The following is a 22,848-nucleotide window of genomic DNA, read 5'->3' on the forward strand; positions in this document are numbered from 1 at the left end:
CCATTTGCTACCGTCTTAGCAAATGGGGATTCTTCTATAATAAAGTTAGGTACTACAATGTGATCAATCAAGTAAAGAGGTGTAACGTGCTATTGATATAAATGACTACCAGCTTCTTTAAATTCTTCTGCTTTCTCTTTCATTCCTTTTTCAATTGCTTCTGTCGTTTCTAAATCATTTTCTTTTGCATATTCACGAATATCATGTGAAATTCTCATACTACAAAACTTCGGTCCACACATGGAACAGAAGTGAGCTGTCTTTGCCCCTTCTGCAGGCAACGTTTCATCGTGATATTCCATCGCACGTTCAGGATCTAAAGATAAATTAAATTGATCGCGCCAACGGAATTCGAAACGTGCTTTTGAAAGTGCATCATCACGCTGATGAGCCGTTTTATGTCCTTTCGCAAGATCAGCCGCATGCGCTGCAATTTTGTACGTAATAACACCCGTGCGTACATCATCTTTATTCGGTAAACCTAAATGTTCTTTCGGCGTTACATAACAAAGCATCGCCGTTCCAAACCAACCGATCATCGCAGCTCCAATCGCCGATGTAATATGGTCATAACCTGGTGCAATATCTGTCGTTAGTGGCCCAAGCGTGTAAAATGGCGCGCCCTGACAAATATCAAGCTCTTTCTCCATATTCTCTTTAATTAAGTGCATCGGTACGTGTCCAGGTCCTTCGATCATAACTTGCACATCATGCTTCCAAGCAATCTTCGTTAATTCACCAAGTGTTTCAAGTTCAGAGAATTGCGCTTCGTCATTTGCATCTGCAATAGACCCTGGACGTAATCCATCTCCAAGAGAGAACGAAACATCGTACTGCTTCATAATTTCACAAATCTCTTCAAAATGAGTATATAGGAAGTTTTCTTTATGATGGAATAAACACCACTGCGCCATAATCGAACCACCGCGTGAAACGATACCTGTCGTACGCTTTGCCGTGATTGGAATGTAACGAAGCAATACACCAGCGTGAATCGTAAAGTAATCAACGCCTTGCTCCGCCTGCTCAATTAACGTATCACGATATACTTCCCACGTTAAATCTTCTGCAATTCCATTTACTTTCTCCAGCGCTTGATAGATCGGTACAGTTCCAACTGGTACAGGCGCGTTACGAATAATCCACTCACGTGTCGTATGAATATTTTTACCTGTAGATAAATCCATAATCGTATCTGCACCCCAGCGCGTTGCCCACGTCATCTTCTCTACTTCTTCTGCGATAGAAGAAGATACAGCAGAGTTTCCGATATTTGCATTGACCTTCACATGGAAGTTACGTCCAATAATCATCGGTTCTGCTTCCGGATGGTTAATATTTGCTGGTAAAATAGCTCGACCTTCCGCAATTTCCTTACGAACAAACTCAGGCTCTACTCCTTCACGGATCGCAACATATTCCATCTCAGACGTAATAATGCCATTACGTGCATAGTGCATTTGCGTAACATTTGCACCTTGCTTCGCTCTAAGCGGTTTGCGACCCATTTGCGGGAAAACAGGTGTATGTTTCGAAGCTACCTTCACACCGTCATCCTCTGGTTTCACTTCGCGCCCTTCGTATGCTTCTACATCCCCGCGTTCTAGGATCCAAGAGTGGCGCGGCGCCTGCAACCCCTTTTCCAGCTCCACTTTATACGCAGGATCTGTATAAGGACCGCTCGTATCATACACACGAATTGGCGGATTCGGAACGCCATTCGTCTCGCTTTGTTCAATCTCACGCATCGGCACTTTCATACCCGCGCGTGGCCCATCCACATATACTTTCTTACTTCCCGGTAAACTCAATTTCAATTCAATTTGCTCAGATGAAACAGATTGTTTCATAACCTTTGTTGCCCCCCTGTACGTGACAAGGACGAGATATGGCCAGCGTATGCCAAAATAAAAAGAGCCAGGTCCATAAAAAAATAAGGACCTGGCTCATAAAGACATCATTATGTAAAGCCGTTAACTTCCCTACGCTGGTACGAGCCAGATCAGGTCCAAAGGGTTAAGAAGTTCACGCGCTTCTCTCTCAGCCTACGCATACGTTAGGCACCCCTAGTTTATCACTGATTTAATTTTCAATACTTTCCCATCATACACGATAATCTGAAAAATGAAAAGTTTATTTCTTTTGCTCTTTACGGAATCATCCACGTTAAATAATACGCCTGCACATACGTCATAATACCAACAATAATTACGAAGAATAAACTATGCTTCACTGTAAAGCGGAATAAATCTGATTCTTTTCCAGCAAGACCAACTGCTGCACAAGCGATCGCAATCGACTGCGGAGAAATCATTTTTCCTGTTACACCGCCCGTTGTATTTGCTGCAACGAGAAGTACTTCAGATACACCAACTTGCTGCGCTGTAATGGCTTGTAAATTCGAGAACAGTGCATTTGCTGACGTATCAGACCCTGTTAAGAATACGCCAATCCAGCCTAAGAATGGTGAGAAGAACGGGAATAGTCCGCCCGTTCCGGCTAATGCTAACGCTAACGTGGAAGATAGACCAGAATAGTTTGCGATAAATGCAAACCCTAGTACGAATCCGATAGATAGAATTGGCATTTTTAATTCGCTTAACGTTTCTTTAAATGTTACTACTGCATCTTTTACATTCATTTTCAAAATAAACATGGAAATGATACAAGCAATTAAAATCGCTGTTCCAGTTGCCGATAATACATCAAACTTCAGAATTGCCTCGTAAGGCGTTGGTTTATTTACAATTGGCTCTGCTTTCATTACTAGATTATGCAGAGCTGGAATTTCAAACTTAAATACAAGACTTTCTAAAGCCCCTCCTGGAGCAAATAATGCCTTAAAGAAACTTTGGCTCCAAATGACTACCATAACCGTTAATACGATAAATGGGGACCATGCCTTCACTACTTTTCCAAACGTTAATTTCGGCATCGATGCTGCTGTCGTTGTTGCCGCTACCTCATTATTTGCTTGCCCGGATTGATAAATTTCTTTCGGCTGCCAAACTTTTAAGAACAGTGCTAAACTCACTAAACTTACAAGTGCTGACGTAATATCCGGAAGTTCCGGCCCTAAAAATGTCGCTGTAATGAACTGCGTAATCGCAAATGAACTACCCGCTACAAGTAACGCAGGCCACGTTTGCCTTACCCCTTTAAATCCATCCATTAAAAATACGATAAAGAATGGAACAAATAATGATAAGAACGGTAATTGATGTCCAGCCATTTGTCCAATTTTATGTGGATCAATACCAGTTACTTGTCCAGCAACTGTAATCGGAATTCCCATCGCTCCGAACGCCACTGGTGCAGTATTTGCAATTAAACAAAGACCTGCTGCGTATAAAGGATTTAACCCAAGACCCGCAAGAAGCGCTGCTGTAATCGCTACTGGTGCCCCAAATCCTGCCGCTCCTTCTAAAAATGCTCCAAATGAAAATCCAATTAAAATAACGAGTAGACGATGATCGTTCGTAATCGATAATACCGATGCACGAATCACATCGAATTGACCTGTTTTTACAGAAATTTTATATAAAAATACCGACATAAGGATAATCCAAGCAATTGGCCATAACCCGTACAAAAAACCGTACCCGGTTGCTGCCATTGCCATCGTGAACGGCATTTTATAAGCGAATAACGCTACTAAAACTGTAAGTACAACTGTAATAAATCCTGCCACATACCCCTTCATGCGAAAAACCGCTAAAGCTAAGAAAAAAAAGATAATCGGAATAAGTGCTACTGCTGCTGAAATCCAAATATTACCGAACGGATCATAAACTTGTGTCCATGTGTTCATTGTCCTCTCCCCCTAAAGAATCCCCTTTTAAATAAATACAACCTTATCAATAGACTATCAGGTCATCATACCTTTAAGTCTAAAAATAAAAAAACGTTTAAGAAAACGTTTTCAACAACTTTCATTTATACTGTACCATAACAATTTCCATTAAAAAAGATTTTTTTGAAAATTTTATCATTTAACAAAAAAATCTTACAAAATCGTCATGTTCCTGTAATGTTCATCGATAGAAAGCTTGCAAAAATTATTGCATAATAATAGTATAACAACGGACATTATTTATGAGGTGATATATATGAATGGAAACAAAATATTAGCTGCTTTATCGTACTTTAGTGTACTATTTGCCCCTATCTTATTCCCTATTATCGTTTGGATTGTAGGAGACGCTGAAACAAAGCCACACGCAAAACGTGCTCTATGGACACACATCATTCCAAGTATCGCTACATTTATCGGCTTAACCATTTTAGGAATTATGGGCATAGGATCTGACCAACCAGATGTAACACTTGGAATTGGAGCAATGATTGTCTTAGCTATTTGCGGAATCATCAGCTTATACTACTTCATCTGGAACATTGTAAAAGGAATTAAAGTACTGAAAGCTTAATTTTAAACAAACGTTTGTTTAAAAAAGGACCCTTGCAAATTGCAAGGGTCCTTTTCCAGATTAGTTCACTTTACCTTCTGCGTTTCTTCTTTTTTCTCATCATTTTCTTTCGGCGTGTATTCACCTTATCCGCTATAATGTGGAGCGTACTTGCCACAACAATTCCCATTAAGAACGTTACAATTTCAACCTCATGTTTCTTCGCAATTTCTATTAAATTACCATCCAGTGCGATTACATTTAATAGGAATAAAAATGGAGAAAAGACGATTAACATGTACGCAATACGAATCACATCACCAAGTATAATCGTATGCGTAAAGAAAGATCGATGTGGCATTACTTTCTTATAAGGATACCAAAATATACGTAAGAAACCCCATTTGTTATAAGCATTACTGTACGTATCTAAATCTGGTGTTAAAAATGAAGTACCTACTAAAAAACCAATTGCAAAAGTTAATAAAAAATCAAAATTTGTTAATCCATACGAAAAGAGCAAAAACAAAACAACCGGAAGGGATATTAAGTTTATTTTCGTATGCGTTCTTCCTGATGGCATAATGCACTTCCTCGCTTACGTTCGTCCTGTCACCTTATGACAGATTTCACCTATTGACCTAATTTCTGATCGATAAATGTTGTGTCTATATCCGAACCAAACCATTCTGCCAACTTCACTCGTGCCTTATCTTTCACATCTTCATTGACGTATAACGACACCTGTATTAGTGCGGCCGTTAACGCCCCTAAATCATCCGTATAGCCAATTCCAGCAACGAAATCTGGAATCGCATCAATCGGTGCAATAAAATAAGCAAGTGCTCCAATTACAATAATTTTCACTCGTTTTGGAACATCGGGTCTTTGCAAAACGTAAAACAGTAATAAACTTGCATAAATGACCGACTGCCCTGCTTGCTTTGCAACATGTTTTACTTTCTTCCAAAACGCTTCAACTGAAAATTTTTGTTTCATGTAAAAGCCTCCCTATTTTTAAAAAGAAATAAGCTACAATATGTTATCAGTAAAAGTTCATGGAAATTACACAAAACCTATCAATGAACTTTCATTGTAACAAACAAACCAAAAAAGAACAAGTGTTCGTTAATTTTTACACGATTTCCTTCATATAATAGATTTCTAGATAACCCTTATCCATCTTCGTTTCTTATTTCTCAACAAAGAAATTTTCACTTCCACTTAACATCCTGCTCTATCTTTGTTATATTTTCTAGTTGACGGACATATAAACGAATGTTAAAGTTTTCTCTGGTAGTGACAAACCTTATACAAAAAATGTAAAATGTTATAGTGTTTCTCAGAAATGAATTTTGTTGTATAATACAGAAATGACGTTATGCTTATGAGCAACAAAAGAAACCAAAAGGGTATGCATAGTTATAGTCGTATATGGGTGAATATAGAACCTTTAATTATGGCCAAGAAAACTATGTATTTTTTATTTTAGCATTTTTCGCTCCAAAATCGACCAAGCCTGATAGAGAAAGGGTGGAAATGAATGAAAGAAACCTTGAAATCGCAATTTCAAAATGTGCGTTTCACTGTATTCGTAGCTTTAGCCTTATGGCTGAAAACTTACATTATTACACGCACAAGCTTTGATTTAAAACTTGAATCTTTCATGCAAGAATTCATTTTATTCCTTAGCCCATTAGCAGCATCATTACTGCTTGTTGGTCTTGCATTATTTGCAAAAGGGAAAAAACGTAACTATATAGCACTTGGAATTAATTTTGTCTTAACAATCGTTCTTGTTGGTAACGTAATGTTCTACGGATTCTACAATGACTTCGTTACTTTACCAGTACTCGGACAAACATCTAACTTCGGAAGTTTAGGTTCTAGTGTGAAAGAATTATTTAACTACAAAATTATTCTTGCATTCGCAGACATTATCGTATTCTTCGTTCTATTGAAGAAAATGAAAAACTTTGCACCTACAGAGCGTGTAGCACGCCCGATGCGTTCTCTATACTTCGTATCAACAGTTGCTATTTTCTTCGCAAACTTAGGGCTTGCAGAAGCTGAACGCCCAGAACTATTAACACGTTCATTCGACCGCGTTATGCTTGTTAAAAACTTAGGATTATATGTACACCAAGTATACGATCTTGGCTTACAAGCGAAATCAAGTTCACAAAAAGCATTCGCTGACGGTAGTAAATTACAAGAAACAGAAAACTACGTGAAAACAACACAAAGTAAACCAGATCCAAATATGTTCGGTACTGCAAAAGGGAAAAACGTAATTGTTGTCTCTCTTGAGTCATTACAAACATTCTTAATTGGCGCAACAGTTAACGGACAAGAAGTTACACCGTTCTTAAACCAATTTACGAAAGAAAGTTATTACTTTGATAACTTCTTCCATCAAACTGGGCAAGGTAAAACATCTGATGCTGAATTCCTAGTAGATACTTCTTTATATCCACTAGACCGCGGTGCTGTATTCTTCACACACGGTAACAATGAATATACAGCAACTCCAGAAATTTTACGTCAGCAAGGGTATCACACGTCGGTATTCCACGCAAACAACGCAACATTCTGGAACCGTAACATTATGTATCCAGCACTTGGTTATGATCGTTACTACAACGAGCTTGATTACAAGATTACGCCGGAAACAAAATTAAACTGGGGATTAAAAGATATCGAATACTTCGATCAATCTATTGATATGTTGAAAGAAGTGAAGCAACCATTCTATACTCGCTTCCTTACTTTAACGAATCATTACCCATTCACTTACGATGACAGTACAAAATTAATCGACGAATATAATTCTGGTGATGGAGTATTTGACCGTTACATGGTAACTGCTCGTTACTTAGACGAAGCAATGAAACACTTTATTGAGCGTCTAAAAGCAGAAGGTATTTACGACAACTCAGTAATCGTATTCTACGGTGACCACTACGGTATTTCTGAAAACCATAACCGTGCAATGGCACAGTTCTTAGGAAAAGAAGAAATCACTGCATTTGACCATATGAACTTACAAAAAACACCGATGTTTATTCACGTTCCAGGTCAAAAAGAAGGTAAAACAATTTCGAAACCAACTGGTGAAATTGACATTAAACCAACTATTCTAAACTTACTTGGTGTAGATTCTACAAATGACGTTCGATTCGGTCATGATGTATTCTCACCTGATAATAAAGGATTTGTTGTTCTTCGTGACGGTAGCTTCGTTACAGATAAATACATGTACACAAACAGTACATTCTATGACCGTGCTACTGGCGAAGTTGTACAATTACCGAAAGAAGAATCTCAACCACTAATTGATCGTGCCCAAAATGAATTGAACATGTCTGATAAAATCATTGAAGGTGACTTACTTCGCTTCTCTGAAAGTAATAAGATCAAAACTGGTGAAGTAAAAACAGCTATTAAAGAAGAAAAGAAGAGCGCTGAGTAATCTCAGCCTCTTTTTTTATTTTCTTCCATACAACTGCTTATATTCATTAACTTTAAAATTACAGAACCTTTACCAAATATTCACATAGGGTTAATGAAGAATCTCTATAATAAAATATGTAAACAAGGTTCTACATATTTCTTATCTCTCATCTTTCGTAAGATCCCTTAAAGAAATGTGTAAATCCTTTGTTTCTACTTTCTTATAATTGTCTTTCAACATGTTTTGTTTCCATACACAAAACATTCAACGAGACAATGTCCCTATGAAAGATAGCTACCCTCCTTGTGCAGCATTCCATAAGAATGTTGCTTTTTTTTATTTAAAAGCAGGATTCTCATTTCTTATTTTCGAATTTGTATATACAAAATGCTGTAAAGTGAAACTTTAATCAGCCCTCACCAATCGGGCAGTTATTCGCCCACTTCACTTCTTTGCTAACCAAATTTTCAAATGGGAGTTTTACTGCCCGTTAATGCGGGGGAAATCGTCCTTACTTCTCTATGATTTACAAATACATATACGGTCATATGTAGGGAATTGCTTACATAAAAATTACTATAATGACTTTTATGTAAGCATGAATGAAAGTTTCACTTTATTTACGTACTTACGAAAGGATGGGACGGAAATTGGCATACGAAAAATTTGTACTTTGGAATGATGAAGTTATTGATACAACAAAACAACAAACGTACATAGAACTTGAAGAAAGAGGTTCGCAGTTCGGAGATGGTGTCTACGAGGTTATTCGCCTATATAAAGGGAACTTTCACTTATTAGATCCGCACATAACAAGATTATATCGATCCATGGAACAAGTAGAATTATCGCTCCCTTTCTCAAAAGCTGAACTCATCACTTTACTTTACAAATTAATTGAACGAAACCATTTCCACGAAGATGGCACAATTTATTTGCAAGTATCTCGCGGTGTACAAGCTCGCACACATGTATTTTCATATGACACCCCTCCGACAATTTATGCCTATATTACAAAAAAAGAAAGACCAGCATTATGGATTGAATATGGTATACGCGCTATATCAGAACCTGATACTCGATGGCTACGCTGTGACATTAAATCATTAAATTTATTACCAAACGTACTAGCTGCTACGAAAGCTGAACGTAAAGGCTGTAAAGAGGCACTTCTCGTAAGGAATGGTATCGTAACGGAAGGAAGCCATTCCAACTTCTTTTTAATTAAAAACAGAACTCTTTACACACATCCAGCCAATCACCTTATTCTAAATGGCATTATTCGTCAATATGTCCTTTCTTTAGCGAATACTCTTCACATTCCTGTACAGGAAGAACTTTTCAGCGTTCGTGACGTTTATCAAGCAGATGAATGCTTTTTTACAGGCACAACGATTGAAATTTTACCAATGACCCACCTTGATGGAACCGCGATTCAAGATGGGCAAGTTGGGCCTATCACCAAAAAACTGCAAAAATCTTTTAATCAAATCTTGTTACAATCCAATATGGCATCTTCTTAAACACGAATCATTTCTGTCCTTTCATATTCAATATATGCATTTAAATGGAAATCAAGGTGTAAATTTATGCCTTGATTTTTTCTTGTAATCTTTTTGTCATATTCAGATTCCTACATAAGTCTTGACAGTAATCGACATGCTCTTTAGAATTTTTAACAGTTGGTAAATATTTCTTCACTACATTACAGACAGAAAGGAATCGACAAATTATGAAAAAGTATCTTGCCGGTCTTGCGGCAGTGTCTGTAGCAGGAGGAGCAGCACCTACACTTGATAGTGTTCAAGCTGCACCTGAACAAAATACACAAAAAGCTGCTACAACTGTCCAAGCTTCTGCATCAAACGACTCATCTTATAAGGTAAACGCGAGCGTATTACATGTTCGTACGGGATCAAGCACTTCTCACGACATCATCTCACGCGTTTATAACGGTCAATCACTAAACGTGATTGGCGAAGAAAATGGTTGGTTCAAAATTAACATTAACGGAAAAACAGGCTTTGTTAGTGGCGAATTTGTATCAAAAAGTGGAGCAACAAACAACAATGTAAGCACAGGTGGAAACAATAAAGTTACTGCTGATGTATTACGTGTACGTACAGCTCCTAACACTTCTAGTTCTGTTTCTGGACGTGTATATGCAGGACAAACATTAAACGTAATTGGACAAGAAAATGGTTGGGTGAAAATTAACCATAATGGACAAGTAGGTTATGTAAGTGGCGAATTCGTATCTGGCGCTTCTTCTAATGGAGGTTCTTCAAACAACAATACGAATAATAACAACCAAGAAGTAAAACCAGCAAGCGGAAACTATACAGTAAATGTATCTTCCCTTCGCGTTCGTACAGGTCCTAGCACTTCTCACACAACTGTAGGTTCTGTTACAAAAGGACAAGTAGTACAAGTTGTTGGCGAAGTTCAAGATTGGTTCAAAATCAATTACGCAGGACAAACTGCTTATATAAGCAAAGACTACGTAACAAAAGGCGGTTCTAACGAAAACGTTACAGAAGGCAACAAACAAGAGCAAAACAATAATAATGGAACTATTCAAACTGGCGGTTCTTACGTAGTTAACGCTACATCTTTACGTGTTCGTACAGGCCCTGCTGCTTACCATAGTGTAATTGGTGGCGTTTTAAACGGTACAACATTAAACGTAGTTGGATCTGAAAACGGTTGGTTTAAAGTAAATTACCAAGGAAAAACAGGCTTTGTTAGTAGCGAATTTGTAAAATTCGTTAAAGGTGGCACTACTACTCCTGAGCAACCAAAACAACCTGAAAAACCTAACCAAGGTGCAATTGGCGACTATTACATTAATGCTTCTGCACTAAATGTACGTAGCGGCGAAGGTACAAATTATAGAATCATAGGTGCACTTCCACAAGGTCAGAAGGTTCAAGTAATCTCTGAAAACTCTGGATGGAGCAAAATTAACTACAACGGTCAAACTGGTTATATCGGAACACGTTACCTATCTAAAACACCAGTTGGAGGCGCAGTAGATAATAAGCCTAACAATAACCAAAATAACAATCAAAACAATAACAATAATAATACAGGCAATAATAGTGGCGACAGTTCTTCCGTACTTGCATATGCAAAATCAATGCAAGGTGTACCATACGTTTGGGGCGGAACTTCTGCTAACGGCGTAGACTGCAGTGGCTACATCTACCACGTATTTAAGAAATTTGGTCATAACATTAGCCGTCAAAGTGTTGCGGGATATTGGAGTAGCCTACCACAAACTTCAAATCCACAACCAGGTGACTTAATTTATTTCCAAAACACTTATAAATCAGGTCCTTCTCACATGGGTATTTACCTTGGGGGCGGATCATTTATCCAAGCTGGAGATAAAGGTGTAGCAATCGCTTCATTAAGTAACTCTTATTGGAAGAGCCACTTCTTAGGATACACGAAAGCACCTTAATTAATAGTTTCAAAGCCTTCTAGTTTACTAGAAGGCTTTTTTGTACGATTTCAACACATTACTCCCTTTCCCCTAGCTTTCCCTCTACAAAAATAATGTATCTATTCTTCCATTTCATACACTTTATTCTGCAAAAACAATGCATAACGTTATCATAATGTATATATTTTCATAAAAAACATAACCTATTTCATGTCTATTTATTTTATATGTGTTTTTTTGAAGAATTTTCTTTTTATTTAAACTTTTCATCAGACGTTTGACCTCCGATGTCCATTATGATAAGTTACTTAAGATGTTATATTCGTAAACGTATAGACAACTGGTTTATACACTGTTTTTACTATGAGGAAGGAGCATACACTGCATGAATCTTTTATGGGGAATTGGCGGCGTGATTGGGGTATTAGCAATTGCTTTCTTACTATCTTCCAACCGCAAAGCTATTAATTGGCGCACAATTTTAATCGCGCTAGCATTACAAATGTCATTTTCATTTATCGTATTACGATGGGATGCTGGTAAAGCAGGTTTAAAACACGCTGCTGACGGTGTTCAAGGATTAATTAATTTTTCTTACGAGGGAATTAAGTTCGTTGCTGGGGATTTAGTCAACGCAAAAGGACCTTGGGGATTTGTATTCTTTATTCAAGCACTACTTCCAATCGTATTTATTAGTTCATTAGTAGCAATCTTATATCATTTTGGTATTATGCAGAAATTTGTTAGCGTCGTTGGTGGTGCATTAAGTAAACTTCTTGGCACTTCTAAAGCAGAAAGCTTAAACTCAGTAACGACTGTATTTTTAGGACAAACTGAAGCTCCAATCTTAATTAAACCTTACTTAGCACGCTTAACAAATAGTGAATTCTTCACTATTATGGTAAGCGGTATGACAGCTGTTGCCGGATCAGTTCTTGTCGGCTATGCAGCAATGGGTATTCCGTTAGAGCACTTATTAGCAGCTGCAATTATGGCAGCTCCATCAAGCTTATTAATTGCAAAACTAATCATGCCAGAGACAGAAAAAGTAGATAATAACGTTGAACTTTCTACAGAACGTGAAGATGCAAACGTTATCGATGCAGCTGCACGCGGTGCATCTGAAGGTATGCAGCTTGTTATTAACGTAGCAGCAATGTTAATGGCTTTCATCGCATTAATTGCTTTATTAAATGGATTATTAGGATGGGTTGGTTCTCTGTTCGATATTAAACTTAGCCTTGATTTAATCTTCGGCTACTTATTATCACCATTCGCAATCTTAATCGGGGTTTCTCCTGGTGAAGCTGTACAAGCAGCAAGCTTTATCGGTCAAAAACTTGCAATCAACGAATTCGTTGCATACGCAAACTTAGGACCACATATGGCAGAGTTCTCTGACAAAACAAATCTAATTTTAACATTCGCAATCTGTGGATTCGCAAACTTCTCTTCTATCGCAATTCAATTAGGTGTAACAGGAACGCTAGCTCCTACTCGCCGTAAACAAATTGCACAATTAGGGATTAAAGCAGTTATCGCTGGTACATTAGCGAACTTCTTAAACGCAGCAGTTGCAGGTATGATGTTCCTATAAACTTATACAGAGTCTTCTCTTTCTCCAAGAGAAGACTTTTTTCATGCAATCCAAACGTATTATATATATCTATCAAGCACCTTATCCCAAACATGAGAACATTATGATACAATAATGTTTAGATCTTTTTATTTTTCTGATGAAAATAGAAATACTACTTGTTGTTGCCCTTCAAAAGAATTTAACGATATAGTCAATTTCTTAATAATTGCGCATACTACAAGTATCTATGGATGAAATAGCTTTAAGGAGGAAAGTTTTGTGAAAGATAAGTTCTATAAAATCCTCTCTATGTGGATTCTACAAATTGTATTTTATTTTACTACTGTACATGTGACGAATTATGAGCATGCGCTCATTTTTACAATAATATACGTACTCGTAAATGTACTATTCTTATTTTTAGCTGACAAAACAGCATTTATTTTCTTCATACTAGGAACCATTATTTCCGTATTTTATTTATTTTATCAAGCATGGCTTCATTTATGGAGTACATCAGATCAATGGCAATATATCATTACCCACTTCCTGATGGTAGCTAACTTCTTCATTGTATATATAACAACTCACCTATTGAAAAAAGTGATTCATGAAAATAAAACTTTAACTGAGCGTGTGAGAACATTAGAACAATATATTGGAGAATCAAAATTACTAACAAGACAAGAATTCGAGAGACGCCAAGCGTTATTAACGACTGCAATGAATCGTCGTAATGAAACAGGCGTTATTGTTTATTTTGATTTCACTTCCTTTAGTAATTATACGAAGGAAAGTGTTATGGACCGTGTAGCTTCCTTATTAGTTGAAACGGTAAGGAATGATTTTGACCTTGCTGCTGAATATAATGAGAGTACCTTAGTTATTTTATTACAGAACACAAATGAGGCTGGTGCAGATATAGTAATGAACCGTCTACAGCCAAAATTAGAAAAATGGCTTGCAGCTGAAGCAATCCAAGATATAAAAATTTCACGCGAGCAAATTGGAAACAAAGGACAGACATTGTTATGATGACTCTCGTTATACTTCTTTTATTCCTTCTGTTTTGCGTACTCGTTTTTTGGATCAGTATCACATTTTCAATTAAATATGTACTTATTTTTACGGCCTTTCTATTCTCTGGCTTACTCGTTTACTACTCTTTCTTAACAATCGCGGGCTTAATTCACCGAAATAGTAAACGAAAAGATCGTACATTAGAACATTATCCGAGCGTCGATATTTTCATACCTGCTCATAATGAAGGGGTCGTTATTAAAGATACTTTAGAGGCGATGGCGAAGATTGAATATCCAGGAAAGCTAACCATTTATTTATTAAATGATAACTCTCAAGATGAAACACCTGAAATCGGCGATGATTTCGACAAAGCTTATGCCCATATTCGTCACATTCGTGTTCCATCCGGTGAACCGAAGGGTAAATCACGCGTATTAAACTACGGCCTTAGTATTTCAGATGGTGAATACTTCTGTGTTTATGATGCAGATAACCAACCTGAACCACACGCACTACGAATGCTTGTAGAGCACGCTGAAACAACTGAGGATGCTGTTGGAGCTGTTGGACATGTTCGTACTGTAAACGAAAAAAGAAACTGGCTGACACGAATGATTTCGCTGGAATTTCAAATCTTCCAGCTCCTTATGCAATCTGGACGCTGGTTACTATTCCAAACGGGTTCACTAACAGGAACAAATATGCTTCTTCGTCGCTCAGCACTAGAAGAGCTTGGTGGCTATGACCCTTATGCAATTGCAGAAGATGCTGAATTAACATTACGAATTACACAAAAAGGTTATCTCTTACCAATCGTCCCAGAATCAGTTACTTGGGAACAAGAACCAGAGCATTTAAAAATTCTTATTAAACAACGTACACGTTGGCTCCAAGGAAATTTATACATTTTAGAAAAAATGTTCTCGTCATTAAGTTTCTTTAAAGGAAAACTGCTCGTTCATTCCTTACAACAAGTTCTAGTGTATGTTGTATTTTGGCTATTCCTAATCATTTCAAACGTTTGGTTTGTAATTGGGCTACTCGGGATATTCCAAATTCAATATAGCATTCCGCTACTATTTATGTGGTATGTCGCATATATTACATATGTTTCACAATTATTTAGTGCCCAGAGTGTCGAACGAACCTTTACACCGACTAATATTTTTATTAGCGTTATTATGTACTTTACGTATGCACAGCTCTTTACGTACTTATTTATTCGCAGCTTAATCTTATATTTACGTGCAAAGAGCAAGAAACAAGTCATCGGCTGGGATAAGACAGTTCGATTTAAAAAAGATAAATAAAAATAAGCACAGAGCGCCGTATGCTCTGTGCTTATTTATTGCCGTATAAATTATATATCAGACAATACCCCTTAGCTGAAAGTAATTTCACGTCCATCCCCCAACGAACGATCGACCTTCATTTATATACGAAAAAGTGATTGCTATTTTTGTAGAACCAATTGCTTCTCTTGCTGTTCTTTGCGCGTTTCAGTCTTAGGTTCCGTGCTTTCTTGGACACTACGATGTGCCACACGTTTCAAACAAATATGCTTCCACTTTCTTTCGTAACGTTTCATTATTCTAGATGTCCCCCTTGAATGCGCTTTAAAACTATTTGAAATCGCTTACAGGAAATAATATAGCACATATACATAAAAGTGACAACACATTTCCGACATATTTTTGACAAAAATACGAATAGAATTCGTAAGATATCGAATATTGTCGAAACCCATCGTTTTTTCTTCGTATAAAAGGCATACTACTTATATGGTAAAGTATTTTATTTCCCTACCCGCATTTCAAATTCCTTCTATTTAAAGTGAAACTTTAATCAGCCATCACCAATCGGACTTTTACAGGCAGCCCAACAAATAGAGGGATTAAAAAAAGAGCTGATATAAAATCAGCCCTTTTCCTTCTATTATTAATGACGCTTCATACGCCCTTCTTTTTGTAACTCTTTAAATAATGCTGCCATCATAAAGAAAATAACAAAGACGAATGGGAATGCTGCAATGATAGCTGCTGTTTGCAAGGCTTCTAATCCGCCAATATATAATAAGGTAGAAGCTATCGCGGCTAGAACGATACCCCAAATCATTTTAATACGATTTGGTGGGTTTAAACTACCATGTGTCGTTAACATTCCTAAAACAAATGTTGCAGAGTCTGCCGATGTAATAAAGAATGTTGCAATAAGTAAAATACCTAAAACTGATAAAGCTGATCCAAAGCTGCCCATCTGATCAAACATAGCAAACAATCCTACTTCTGTTCCCATTTCTTTCACTTTGTCGAAGATATGTGCATCACCAAATAGCTCCATATGAATACCAGTCCCACCGAAAACTGAGAACCAAAGTGCACCAATTACAGTCGGTACAAGTAACACACCGATAACAAACTCACGAATTGTACGACCTCGTGAAACACGAGCAATAAACGTACCTACGAACGGTGACCACGCAATCCACCATGCCCAATAGAAAATTGTCCATGACTGAATCCATTGATTTCCGCCTTCATCTAAAGGACTTAATCGGAAACTCATGCTTGGCAATTCTTGAATATAAGAACCAATTGTTGAAGTGAAGTAATTCATAATAAAGTTTGTTGGACCTGCAAATAATACAATGATCATAAGTGCAAATGCCAAAATAATGTTCGTATTACTTAAATATTTAATTCCTTTATCAAGACCTGTTTGTGCAGATAACATGAAAAGAACTGTTACGATTGCAATAATAACCAACTGTGTCGTTAATGAGTTCGGGATAGATGTTAAATAGCTAACACCACCTGCAATTTGTTTTGCACCAAGACCTAATGACGTTGCAACACCAAACACAGTTGCGAAAACAGCTAACACATCAAATGAATGAGCAATACGTCCGTGTTCCCCGCCCTTAAATAACGGACCTACTGTCGCACTAATCGTACTTGCTTTTCCTTTTCTAAAGGTAAAATAAGCAATACATAACGCTACAAACGCATATAGTCCCCAAGGATGTAACCCCCAATGGAAAAATGAAAAACGCAGTGCAAGGCGCGCACTTTCCTCAGTTGCACCTTCTCCAAACGGAGGTGCGTATAAATGGTTTAATGGTTCGGCAACGCCCCAGAAAACTAAGCCGATACCCATACCAGCACTAAATAACATAGCAAACCATGTCATATAACTATAATCAGGTTCGTCATCATCTTTACCTAAACGAATAGAACCGTATTTCGAAACAATTAAAAAGATAGACACACCTAAAATAATAGAAACGGAAATAATATAAAACCACCCAAACTTACTAACTAATGCAGTTTGAATTGCGGTTGTTACATTTCCTAAGCTACCTTTTCCAATAATAGATTCGGGAATAATCCCCCAAATTGTAAATGCAATACATAATGTTAATGAAACGATGAATGTTTTTGTCAGTTTCCTCATCAAATCCCCCTTCGTAGGTTTCGTTTTTGTAAATAACATAAATTCCGATATGTAAAATCGGATAGAAAACTATAATTTTGCGGTGATTTTCTTACTTTCACCTTCACCAATTCGAATTCTTATGGACAGCCTTACCTTTCGTATAACCTTTTCACTCTGCAAGAGCTACAAGTTAGAAATACTGCTGTCAAATTGTGTGAGAAAAACGCGGATAGGAATGTATTTTCCTAAAAAAGGATGTGTTACATATGTAAAAAAGGGCGAATTTCTTCCTTACAACCCTTTCGTTTTGTAACAATTATGCGGTTTTTTTGCTAGTATATAGCACGTGTTTATAGCTTCACAAACAAAATGTTTATGTTTATATAACTATATTACCCATAAAACGGTAAAATACTCAAGGAATGTAATCGTTTAGTAAACATCATGTAACATTACTGTAACATTTTTATTTACGTCGAAAAAAACATGTTGTATTAAATATTTTGAATATAACTAGAAACCTATGAGTCATATAGAATGAAAAACGCTTTCCTATATTTTTTGTTATATTACAGGATGTTAACGACTTATTACGAATGGTTTGTAATTGTGTGTTTTCCCCAAATCCGAAAAAATCTGTTGCTATAATGAGGACACGAAAACAAACGCAATGGAGGCTATCATGAAAAAATTAATTGGTATAGCAACAGCAGCAGTTTTTGGTCTTGGGATTTTCACATCATCTGCTAATGCAGAAACTGTTGTAACAACAGACGTACTAAACGTACGCGAAAACCCTACTACGGAATCAAAAGTTGTCGGTAAATTACTAAACGGTAATAAAATAGATGTTCAAAATACAGAGAACGGATGGTCAAAAGTTACTTTAGACGGTAAAGACGCATTCGTAAGTGCAGAGTTCACAAAAAGCATCTACTACGTAACAGCTAACGTATTAAACGTACGTGCTGAAGCGAACACAAACTCAGAAATTCTTGGAAAGTTGAAGAAAGACGATGTAATCGAAACAACGAACCAAGTACAAAATGAGTGGTTACAATTTGAATATAACGGGAAAACAGCTTATGTTCATGTTCCTTTCTTAACAGGTACAGCACCTGTAATTGAGAAACAAGAAACAACTGCTCCTGCTAAAGCTGAAGCACCAGCTAAGGCTCAAACACCTGCAGCACAAGCAAAACCAGCTGCTAAGCCTGCTGTGAAAGCTGCTGAAACTAGCGAACCATCTGGTGGTCGTGAGTTAACAGTTGTAGCTACAGCATATACAGCTCACCCGAGCGAAAACGGTGGCACATATGGCGGCCGTGTATTAACCGCAATGGGTCATGATTTAACTGCGAATCCAAACATGAAAATGATCGCTGTTGACCCGAAAGTAATCCCATTAGGATCTAAAGTATGGGTAGAAGGTTACGGAGAAGCTATCGCTGGAGATACTGGTGGTGCAATTAAAGGTAACCGTATCGATATCTTACTTGGATCAGATAGCGCTGCTCAAAAATGGGGACGCAAAACTGTTAAAGTGAAAATTTTAAAATAACCAATGACTGCTAAATTACAAGCCGGTTCTCTTTATTGAGAGCTGGCTTTTATTTATTTATAATACATATAAGGAGGCTATGCCCATGAATATACAAGCAAAAGTAGACTGGATTGGTACGCCAAAACCGTACATATATAAAGATGAAGTAACATATAACGCTACTTCTATTGATTTCTCACTCGCTGGCGATGATAATCGCTATAAGCTAATTGTGCTCAAGTCTGAAAACAATACACATTACAAAATTGTGCAATATGGAATAAAACCAGGATCTCAAAAGCCATTTCCTATCGACATTCCATTTGAAAAAAACATGTTGCCAATTATAGAGCAAATATTACATGATCCCTATGTACAAGCGATATTAAAGGAAACGCACTCATAATTGTAAAAAAATATATCAACGGTTCGACACGAAATATCGATTTAGCTACAAAAAAGAAGCTGTTCAAATATTGAACAGCTTCTCTCATATTAACGAGTTGGACCAGATACATCTTCTGATTTCAACGTATTATTTGCACCAAGAGAATGATATAGTATATTTCCATTCCCATTAACTGTTACAATGTGGTCATTACTAAAGCTCTTAAATTTAACAGATCCATCCCCGTAACGAATACGGTATTCTTCATATGTCGTTACTTTATATTTCGTAGCACTTTGACGCTCTACATTACGAACTTCCATCGTTAATAAGTCTTCTGTAATTCCTTTTTTATTTAAATATTGTAGATAATCACGATCTTCTTTATAAGATTTCCCACTCTTATCATAATCACTTTCAATCAAGCTAAAATCATTTAACGAAATGGCACGTACATTATTATAAATGTGATTTCTTACAAAGTCTCCAACGGCCGAACTCGAAGTTTCTTTCGGGAATCTTAAGTAATATGTACTTTGATCTCCCACTTTAACGCTTTCTGATTTAATTAAGCCAAACTCAGCATTTTTCTCTAAATGCACTTCTACCGTTTCATCTGTTGGTACAGGACCAAGTTTATAACTTCCGCGGCTTAACTTCCCACGCTTCTTACCATTCACAACTACATTTGCATCATTTTCATCAGAGGAAATTGTTACATAATTGCCTTCTAATGATAAATTTACATCTACCTTCGCACTTTTTTCATCTGCTAAATCTACTTCTTTTTCTGTTTCTAACTCAGTTAACTCTGACTTTGCTTTTGCCTTTACAACGTAAGAACCCGGAAAATATGGACCAATTTCTTTTGAAGTTTTGTCATTAGACAATTCTACTTCTTTCTTATCATTCACATATATTTCTGCATTCTTCGCAGTTGTACTTACATTCATATAATAAGATTTCATGCTAAATTTATACTTCGGATATAAAAACCATTCTTTTCCGTCTTCTATAATTTGTCCATCTTTAAACGATGCTTTATCACTTGCTAGTTTTTGATCCACTGTCTCTCTTTGTAAATAAGACAGCAGCTCTTTATTATATGAAGGGTTGTCTTTTAAATAACGGATATACGCCTTAATATCCTCTGCCTTAATCTTTAAGCTCGGATCATCTACCTTTACAAACTCATCAATTGCATTCGCATCTTTCTTTTGAAACGCCTCAATCATAACGTTTACTTGTTTTTCCTTTGAAAACTTGCTTGCACCAAATTTATATGCTCCGAACAATATAGCAAAAATAACGAGAAAACCTAGCAGTAAAAATATGTTCTTCTTACTTTTCACCGGCTTTGTTTCCCGTTGTATTTCTGAACGAGAAGAAGCTGTTTGATCAGCTATTTCTTCTATCTTACTTCCACACTCTGGACAAAAATTTAAATGGTCTGCAACTTTTTCATTACATATTCCACAAAACTTCAAGCGATTCTCCCCCTTATTTTTTTACCAACTTCATCCCAGCAAACACTAATACGTAAGAAAGAATAAAGCTACCTACTATTAAATACATTGTGCTACTTTGAATCGATAATAGCGGACCAGAAATCCCCGTAAATTCCTTCATAATTTCCTTACTACCTGAAGCTTCGATTTGGATTTTTGCTAATCCATTTACACAAAGCATCATCACAGTATAAACCGCACTAAACATCGCAATCGTTACATATATATTTTTCATTGGATATTGAGCTAATTTCATTCCAGCTCTAAATAGTAAGATACATGGTATTAAAATTAATAAACCCCACCAATGCATGTAGGAATTGAAATCATCCATATATTTAATTTCTTTAACAGAAGCACCATTAGCAATTGCCACATCTTTTAAAGACGTACCATTTAATGATATGCCTGATGTATATGATAAATGTAAGGGCCCTTTTCCTCTTGGATAGTTCTGTATTTCTTTCTCCATGTTCGCCCATTCAATTGCAGTTGGAGCAAAGTGAGCCATGTTCCACATATACGGTGTTGCTTCTAATGAAATTAATGCTTTATATGTTTTCTCAGGGAAATCAATTGGTCCCATTGATTTTGAACTACTAAATAAAATCGTAATAAGTATAATACCAAATGTAATGATTAATCCTTTTAAAACAGTTACTACACTATAATAAATAGATGCTGCATATGGAACACTTTGACTAATTGCGGAAAGCATACGATGTGGTCCCGCTGCAATACTCATGCCAATAAAGCTAAATAATAAACCAAATATAATACCGTACAACAAACTAATAATATGAGAATAACTAACATTAATTGTCATTGTTTCATAGAATTGAGAAATCGTCGTAGAAGAACTTGCTACAAAACTTATAACACATAAGAAAATTCCATATACAATACCGATAATACATGCTGTTACTAGCTTCTCACGCCAAACAATAGACGGGTTTTTTTTCTCTACAAAAAAGCCAATTCCACCTAATATAAGTGCTGGAATAGTTAATAAAATGAACAATGGGACATGAAGAATAAATGACATTATGTATGTACCACTTCCACTGACTTCAAGACCCACTAAATGATACATTAAAATTAATGGCGCTATGCCAATGAAAGATTGATTAATAGTAGTCATATCCAGCATACCGTTCGTATTTGTAACCATCGTTCTCATTAAATCATTCATCGCTGCATCGATAATTAAACTACTAATCCAGCCAGCCAAAAACATGCATATAATTGCCAGACCACCACCAAGTAAGCCTTTTTTCAAAGCAATTCCAGATGAACCCACATTTAGTTGTACACCCTGGTCTGGTAATTTCGTTTTCATTTCTTTTTTCGTAATACCTACTAGTAAGGAATCGCCGCATTTCTCACAATATGTAGCAGTTTCTTTACTTTCCACTCCACAAGTTCGGCAATATTTTGAGTCTTTAGGCGCTAATATAATATGACTCGCTACACCACCTGTACTAGACCCATCATGCGTACAATAATTTGATACATCAGACTGTTCTAAACCACAAGTTTTACAATACATGTTCCTCACTCCTTACTTTGCTTCATACCACAAACTGGACAGAATATAGCTTCTGTTGCGATTTGTTCACTACATGAAGAACATGATTCATTTTCAACATTGTTTGTTTGAAGGAGTAACTCATTTTCTTTCCCGCACTGTCCACAAAATTTATCATTTAATGATAATGAGCCACCACAGCTACACTGCCCTTTCTGACCTTGATTCTGCAAATTAGCAATTTGCTTACGCATGTTATAAATAGCAATATCAAGCTCTTGTACCGGTTCTACAATTCCTTTCAATACCTCTATTCGAACTTCATCATTGCGCAGTTGCATATATGTAGTTTGACCAAGCTCCAACAAAATTTCAGTTTTCACTTGTAACTTCTCCTGCGTAATTTTCTTTAGTTGTGCAACCTCTTGTGCAACTTGCAACTTCATCTTTCCTTGCTCAATTCCCTCTTGCAACTTGTTCATACCATTACCAAACTTCGCTTGTAAATCTGACACAACTTCCCCTCCTATAAATAT

Annotated in this window: 18 protein-coding genes and 1 riboswitch; of the genes, 9 read left to right on the forward strand and 9 right to left on the reverse strand. The window is 36.7% G+C overall.

Annotated elements, in window-relative coordinates:
- Positions 1-89 precede the first annotated feature (89 nt).
- Together thiC and lldP are read right to left on the reverse strand one after the other, a co-directional pair.
- Positions 90-1,850, reverse strand: coding sequence for a phosphomethylpyrimidine synthase ThiC (gene thiC / locus C4S65_RS16585; RefSeq protein ID WP_103945295.1), 1,761 nt, complete (start codon positions 1,848-1,850; stop codon positions 90-92).
- Positions 1,851-1,962: 112 nt separating this feature from the next.
- Positions 1,963-2,078: riboswitch (TPP riboswitch) on the reverse strand.
- A 71-nt stretch (positions 2,079-2,149) separates the two neighbouring features.
- The gene (lldP, locus tag C4S65_RS16590) at positions 2,150-3,811 is read right to left on the reverse strand and encodes an L-lactate permease (RefSeq protein WP_061667803.1); all 1,662 of its coding nucleotides are present in this window, start codon (positions 3,809-3,811) and stop codon (positions 2,150-2,152) included.
- Between the two features lie 298 nt (positions 3,812-4,109).
- On the opposite strand from lldP, the gene C4S65_RS16595 reads away from it, so the two are divergent.
- On the forward strand, positions 4,110-4,427 hold the full coding sequence (locus C4S65_RS16595; protein WP_001014091.1) for a DUF4870 domain-containing protein: 318 nt from the start codon (positions 4,110-4,112) through the stop codon (positions 4,425-4,427).
- 70 nt (positions 4,428-4,497) lie between these two features.
- Here the strand turns inward: C4S65_RS16595 and C4S65_RS16600 are convergent, their stop codons facing one another.
- Both C4S65_RS16600 and C4S65_RS16605 read right to left on the reverse strand, forming a co-directional pair.
- Positions 4,498-4,989: a metal-binding protein gene (locus C4S65_RS16600; RefSeq protein ID WP_001139059.1), complete on the reverse strand. Its 492-nt coding sequence runs from the start codon at positions 4,987-4,989 to the stop codon at positions 4,498-4,500.
- Between the two features lie 50 nt (positions 4,990-5,039).
- Positions 5,040-5,405 carry a YkvA family protein gene (locus C4S65_RS16605; RefSeq protein WP_000810377.1) on the reverse strand — a complete coding sequence of 122 codons (366 nt, stop codon included), beginning with the start codon at positions 5,403-5,405 and terminating at the stop codon, positions 5,040-5,042.
- A 544-nt stretch (positions 5,406-5,949) separates the two neighbouring features.
- On the opposite strand from C4S65_RS16605, the gene C4S65_RS16615 reads away from it, so the two are divergent.
- The 6 genes from C4S65_RS16615 (at position 5,950) to C4S65_RS16645 (ending at position 15,220) form a co-directional block, all read left to right on the forward strand.
- On the forward strand, positions 5,950-7,878 hold the full coding sequence (locus C4S65_RS16615; RefSeq protein ID WP_000665345.1) for an LTA synthase family protein: 1,929 nt from the start codon (positions 5,950-5,952) through the stop codon (positions 7,876-7,878).
- A gap of 620 nt (positions 7,879-8,498) precedes the next feature.
- Complete coding sequence (locus C4S65_RS16625) at positions 8,499-9,383, forward strand: D-amino-acid transaminase (protein WP_086407178.1); 885 nt, start codon at positions 8,499-8,501, stop codon at positions 9,381-9,383.
- Positions 9,384-9,592: 209 nt separating this feature from the next.
- On the forward strand, positions 9,593-11,326 hold the full coding sequence (locus C4S65_RS16630) for a C40 family peptidase (protein ID WP_098838518.1): 1,734 nt from the start codon (positions 9,593-9,595) through the stop codon (positions 11,324-11,326).
- Between the two features lie 367 nt (positions 11,327-11,693).
- Entirely contained in the window at positions 11,694-12,905 is a 1,212-nt protein-coding gene (locus tag C4S65_RS16635) for a NupC/NupG family nucleoside CNT transporter (protein ID WP_001051019.1), read from the forward strand.
- Positions 12,906-13,166: 261 nt separating this feature from the next.
- The gene (locus C4S65_RS16640; protein WP_098323992.1) at positions 13,167-13,922 is read left to right on the forward strand and encodes a diguanylate cyclase; all 756 of its coding nucleotides are present in this window, start codon (positions 13,167-13,169) and stop codon (positions 13,920-13,922) included.
- The gene (locus C4S65_RS16645) at positions 13,919-15,220 is read left to right on the forward strand and encodes a glycosyltransferase (RefSeq protein ID WP_000988755.1); all 1,302 of its coding nucleotides are present in this window, start codon (positions 13,919-13,921) and stop codon (positions 15,218-15,220) included. The genes C4S65_RS16640 and C4S65_RS16645 overlap by 4 nt, the downstream gene beginning before the upstream one ends.
- A 143-nt stretch (positions 15,221-15,363) precedes the next feature.
- On the opposite strand, the gene C4S65_RS35200 is transcribed toward C4S65_RS16645, so the two are convergent.
- Together C4S65_RS35200 and opuD are read right to left on the reverse strand one after the other, a co-directional pair.
- On the reverse strand, positions 15,364-15,498 hold the full coding sequence (locus C4S65_RS35200; protein WP_000833067.1) for a hypothetical protein: 135 nt from the start codon (positions 15,496-15,498) through the stop codon (positions 15,364-15,366).
- Between the two features lie 350 nt (positions 15,499-15,848).
- Positions 15,849-17,363: a glycine betaine transporter OpuD gene (opuD, locus tag C4S65_RS16655; RefSeq protein ID WP_001230119.1), complete on the reverse strand. Its 1,515-nt coding sequence runs from the start codon at positions 17,361-17,363 to the stop codon at positions 15,849-15,851.
- Positions 17,364-18,027: 664 nt separating this feature from the next.
- On the opposite strand from opuD, the gene C4S65_RS16665 reads away from it, so the two are divergent.
- Together C4S65_RS16665 and C4S65_RS16670 are read left to right on the forward strand one after the other, a co-directional pair.
- On the forward strand, positions 18,028-18,906 hold the full coding sequence (locus C4S65_RS16665) for a cell wall-binding protein EntA (protein WP_000733339.1): 879 nt from the start codon (positions 18,028-18,030) through the stop codon (positions 18,904-18,906).
- A gap of 85 nt (positions 18,907-18,991) precedes the next feature.
- Positions 18,992-19,294: a DUF3910 family protein gene (locus C4S65_RS16670; protein ID WP_001025273.1), complete on the forward strand. Its 303-nt coding sequence runs from the start codon at positions 18,992-18,994 to the stop codon at positions 19,292-19,294.
- An 89-nt stretch (positions 19,295-19,383) separates the two neighbouring features.
- On the opposite strand, the gene C4S65_RS16675 is transcribed toward C4S65_RS16670, so the two are convergent.
- The 3 genes from C4S65_RS16675 to C4S65_RS16685 are packed head-to-tail and all read right to left on the reverse strand — an operon-like array spanning position 19,384 to position 22,827.
- Positions 19,384-20,763: a hypothetical protein gene (locus C4S65_RS16675; protein WP_098317890.1), complete on the reverse strand. Its 1,380-nt coding sequence runs from the start codon at positions 20,761-20,763 to the stop codon at positions 19,384-19,386.
- 13 nt (positions 20,764-20,776) lie between these two features.
- Positions 20,777-22,333 (reverse strand): zinc ribbon domain-containing protein, encoded by a 1,557-nt coding sequence (locus C4S65_RS16680; RefSeq protein WP_098838519.1) that lies wholly within the window; start codon positions 22,331-22,333, stop codon positions 20,777-20,779.
- 5 nt (positions 22,334-22,338) lie between these two features.
- A complete protein-coding gene (locus C4S65_RS16685) occupies positions 22,339-22,827 on the reverse strand; it encodes a zinc ribbon domain-containing protein (RefSeq protein ID WP_001281739.1) in 489 nt (162 codons plus the stop codon).
- Positions 22,828-22,848 lie beyond the last annotated feature (21 nt).

Source organism: Bacillus sp. ok061 (genome assembly GCF_900108285.1).
GTDB lineage: Bacteria > Bacillota > Bacilli > Bacillales > Bacillaceae_G > Bacillus_A > Bacillus_A thuringiensis_S.